General features: G+C 38.8%; 3 protein-coding genes. All 3 read right to left on the bottom strand.

The window, feature by feature from the left end; translation table 11 throughout:
* Nucleotides 1–474 precede the first annotated feature (474 nt).
* Nucleotides 475–2,628, bottom strand: a complete 2,154-nt coding sequence (locus UB32_RS16495; protein WP_241768533.1) for a PQQ-dependent dehydrogenase, methanol/ethanol family — start codon at nucleotides 2,626–2,628, stop codon at nucleotides 475–477.
* 191 nt (nucleotides 2,629–2,819) lie between these two features.
* On the bottom strand, nucleotides 2,820–3,464 hold the full coding sequence (locus UB32_RS16490) for a hypothetical protein (protein ID WP_052807083.1): 645 nt from the start codon (nucleotides 3,462–3,464) through the stop codon (nucleotides 2,820–2,822).
* A gap of 492 nt (nucleotides 3,465–3,956) precedes the next feature.
* Nucleotides 3,957–4,226 (bottom strand): hypothetical protein, encoded by a 270-nt coding sequence (locus UB32_RS16480; protein WP_044395739.1) that lies wholly within the window; start codon nucleotides 4,224–4,226, stop codon nucleotides 3,957–3,959.
* Nucleotides 4,227–4,929 lie beyond the last annotated feature (703 nt).

Below are 4,929 nucleotides of genomic sequence, written 5' to 3'. Positions count from 1 at the left end.
CTTAGGCAAGCCGTTTGCCGCTAACTCCTCGAGACGTTTTTCGCCTTCGTGTCTATCAACAAAAAAGATCCATTTAAGAATATTTGGCCCCATGCCTCGATTTTCCCGCAATTGCAAAAAAAGGGTCAACATATAAATTCTGATACTATTAAAAAAGAGAAGTGCCGATAACACTTCTCCCTTGAACCACTCCCTTCAGGTAATGGTTTCAAAATTATTAATCTTTGTCTAGAAAACCACTCTTATATTTCCTATGGCCAGGTTTTCTATTGTTTAAATGACGATATGAAAAATGTTGTTAGACCTACAACACCTTTCGCTATTTGGAATGATTCCTCCATGATCATCACTGACCTTCCTACCAAAGGAAAGATGAAAGACAACCAACCACCCTCCCATCGCGACTAAAACTCAATTCTATCAATTCATTCCTATTACTACTTTTTTCTCTTAAAGTACTATCACTTTGTTTCGTTATTTATCTTTAGCTATCACCTCAGTAATATAAGCAGCAACATTATTGATTTGATCCTCAGTCAAAATTTTTTCAAATGCTGGCATGGTGGTTCCGCCCTTTTTCACTCGTTCAATGACTTTTTGTTCATCACTTGTTATATTACTTAATTTAAGGTTAGGACCATTATGCCCGTCTTCCCCACCTTTACCATGACAGGCTAAACAATTTCCTTCATATATTTTTAGACCTTCGTCTACATTAGCAACCAATTCTTGGCCGCTTACTTCATCGGAATTCGTATCGTCCCCAGCTGCGACTTCCCCTGAAGCAATATCACCATCAAGAGCAAATGTCCATAAGGAGTCGCCATGTTCAGAACCTGCTAATGAGTTACCTGCAACAAGTACGGATATATATTGTACACCGTTCACTTCATAGGTGACAGGAGGTGCATTAACTCCTGCATCTGTTTGGAATTCCCAAACTTGATTACCTGTTTTAGCATCAAAAGCGATGAGTCTTCCATCATTATGTCCAACAAAAACTAATCCACCTTTAGTGGTTAAGACTCCACTGTAAGCCATAGAATCCCATACCTGCTGCCAAACGATTTTATTCGTTTTGACATCTAGTGCGGTGATCGTCCCTCTAACGGGTGCTTCATTTACAGGGGCAATAATACTCCCAATGTACATTTCACCTTCCTCATATTCCTCTTCACTCTTAGTGAAATTCATATACATATCAGTTCCCAGTACATAAAACAATTCCGTTTCCGGGTTATAGGCAGATGGTGGCCAATTAGCCCCTCCAAATGCAGATGGTTTTAATAGTAGAGCTTCATCCCAAAATGGGTCAAATATCTTTCCATATGTTCCTCCATACTTAGGTAGATCTTTTTCCACATCCTCTTTGGTTACAATTTGAGGAACAAAGGAATCTCCGACAGGAATCGGCTGAGTAGGGGAGGTCGCTTGTCTTTCATCTTGTGGTACAGGAGTTTCATTAATACCGATTAACGGCTCCCCGTTTGTGCGGTCTAAGAAGTAGACCCAACCGGTTTTACCTGCTTGACCAAGAGCCTTTCTTTCCTTTCCATCAATCGTTACATCAAAAAGAACGACCGGATTTGGTGCGTCTAAATCCCAAATATCATGGTGTACCTCTTGGAAATGCCATTTATAAGCGCCTGTTTCTGCATCAATCGCAACTATGGAGGCAGCGAATAAATTATCTCCATTTCTTATACTTCCATCTAAATCAGGTGCTGCGTTTCCTGTTGAGAAATAAAGGATTCCCAATTCAGGATCGACCGCTGGAGTTTGCCAGACTGGCGCCCCACCCCGTTTCCAAGAATCATTATCACTTGGCCATGAATCATGGCCAATTTCACCAGGTCCTGGAATCGTATAAAACCTCCAAAGCTCTTTTCCAGTTTTAGCATCAAAGGCAGTAAGTCTTCCACGAATACCATATTCACCGCCTGCTAAACCAGTATAGACTTTGCCATTATAATAAAGTGGGGCACTTGTGATGGTGTAACCTTTTTTCCAATCTTCAACCCTTGTCTCCCAAACAATCTCGCCCGTTTTTTGATCGAGTGCTACTAATCTTGCATCTAATAATCCTACATATACAAGCCCATCTCCAATCCCAACACCTCGACTCGTCCATCCACAACACACCGTTTCTAATGGTGGAAGGTCTGGCTTGTAAGTCCAAAGAACGTCTCCTGTTTTTACATCTAGTGCAGAAACTTCATGGGCACCTGTATTGACATACATGACACCATTATAGACAATCGGACTGGACTCACCAGAGTATTTAAATTCTAGACCAGAACCAAGATGAGTTACCCATTTTCCTTTTAAGTTTGCCACGTTAGATGTATTGATTTCATTTAGCGTAGAGTAACGTTGATTATATACACTCCCGCCATTTGCAAACCAATTTTCATTTGGCAGCGCTTTCAAATCAACTCCAGTAAAGGCTGGTGCAATTGGATCTACAACTTCAGGTTTGAAATCGATTTCATCTGAAGCCGTTTCAGGATTAGGCGCATCTCCTGATACATCAACTGTTTTATTTTCGATTCGAATGGTCAGCAACACCATAAATACTAAGGTAATGATTAGAAATGCACCTACAATAAATGGCTTATTCTTCCCCATCCTTTTCATCCTCTCTTTCGGAAAATTTTTATATTTCGAACCTCTAAAGACTATCCTAATTATATAATATTATTAAATAATTTGAATATTCTTATTTTTATGTAACTTTTCCCTCAAAAGGAGTTGATAAAATGGTCCCAACCTGTACCTTTTTGGGCCAGCTGATTAAATTAGAGGATCATGAGTGGTGATTATCCAAAATTAGACAAACTTATCCTTTGAATAACAAACATTTGCTGGTCTACAGTAAATTGATCGATTCGTTTGATCTTAAAATAGGCTCGATCTTCCACCATGATAAATCGAGAATCTACTAACTGCTCGCCAATCGGCCCATCATGTAAAAGTCCGGTCGTTTCAACAACTTGAAGTGGCATTTCAGTTAGTGGGGAATAGCTGAGCTGACATGCAGTTTGATTCCCGCACGTTTTCCATGATAAAGGGCCCAAGCTAGGCGCGACTTTCCCACTGTTATCGTGGTGGAGTCCACTAAAAGAAGATCTTTTTGGAATCTTTAATACTCGGCGTGTCATACGGTTGCATTTATAAACAACCAAATGGAATAATTTCTTCATGATGTTATAGTCCATATGACCAGCCTTTTTAGAAAGAGTGGAATGATTTACCTTTGGAAGTCCATATTGGTCGCCTACATCCGCACAGTCTCGGTAACTTTTAAGTTCATTCATTGAAGCGGAAAGCAAATAATTAATGAGTGTTAACACATCCAGTTTACGTGCCGTATCCTTGTAACCGATAACATCTCGAATGACAGCTATTTCGTCTTCTGAAACAATCTTTTGAAACAAGTTATGGAATGTGGTATTCTTTTTCATGAGGGCACCTCTTCTGTAGTTTGTTTGTTGGCAAACTACATTCTACAAGAAGGGTGTCCTTTTTGGTATTATTTTGTTGGATTTTATTGGTTAATCAACACCCATGTTATTTTATATCTAAAATTCTCAACTTTTATATCTTTTTATTTCTAAATTAGTTCTTAAAAGAAATAAAACATTGTTATAAAAGTACCCATTTCGGCTTCTTGTTGGAGCCTTTATTAATAATCATTTGGTCTTTCTTATGCATTTCGTACAAGAGGTTTGTTACTTTTTTCTTTTTTTGATTTGCATCTAATGCATCAGATAGCTTATCCAATAACAAGTTATCTATATCTTGTCTACTTGCGGACCCATATTGGTTAATAAAGGAAATAATAAGTTTTTTATAATGTTCATTATCAAATGCTCTATTCTTAATATAGGTTGATTTATCTCCTGTTATAGCAGCAATTTTGGCTGCCACATAAAGATTTGGATACCGTCCTTCAACTAACTTCCACCTTCGATTTCAGCTTCCGGACGAGCTGCTTGAAGGATTCCAGCGACACGGACCTTTCTCATCCGCCAGAATTCCTCGATGGATTTTACGGCTGGGTAAAAGTATTTTACAAGATTGACGAAATCGCTCGGAATCCGATCACTGACAAAAAGATGATTCTCTGGTGCTTGTTCAGCAACGGGTTTTACCTCAGTGATTTTGGAAGATTGTTCTTCAGCAGCCTTTTCTTCACGTTTATTATTCTTTTTAATTACTAACAAAAAAGTTTAAAAAACTATCCTGCTTCTTAGCACTTGAAAATATTGCGATGATTACTGAATAAAGTTCTCTTTCGAAGAATAACTCTTCACCCTATAAAGTGCTTCGAAATATTCGACATATAAAAGGAAAAACCTTCCATTTGACGAATAATGTAAAAAAAGAGGGAGGTGAATTGAATTGACAGAAGAGCAGAGGAAAAAAATCATTGAATTATAGGAATCAATTAATAGCAAATTGGAAGAGGTACAATACCTCATGGATTCAAGTCCACACTAGTAGTATAGATTCCAATACCAGCAATTAATTTTCTTTGAAATAAGACAGTGGGGAACTTTCGCACCGCTAAGATGATCAACTATGTTATCCCCCATCCTTCTAAATTGAGAATGACCCCTATGCCATCCGTTAGGGGAGTGTCAAAAGTTCAATGAAAAATCAATTCTAGGTGAAGGATTTCACAGGGAACTTGTAAAAACGTTAGTCAATCTCTCTTGACAATGGTTAGGATGTTCGCCCTTCAATCCAATTTTGGGATAAACCAATCAGTATGGCCCATCTGGCAGGCATGTTCGGCAGTTGAAGCACCTCAGTTGAAGGACTGGTACTTTCCCTTCCAACGATGAGTGTGGCCGTAAGAAAGTGAACTACTCCCACCACTTACCACCCTTACAGGTCGCTTGAAGTGGGGGCTTCTCGACTTAT

Origin of the sequence: Mesobacillus subterraneus (genome assembly GCF_000934845.1) — a bacterium.
In the GTDB taxonomy this organism is placed as follows: Bacteria; Bacillota; Bacilli; order Bacillales; family Cytobacillaceae; genus Mesobacillus; species Mesobacillus stamsii.
This window is presented reverse-complemented; position numbering and strand designations above follow the sequence as displayed.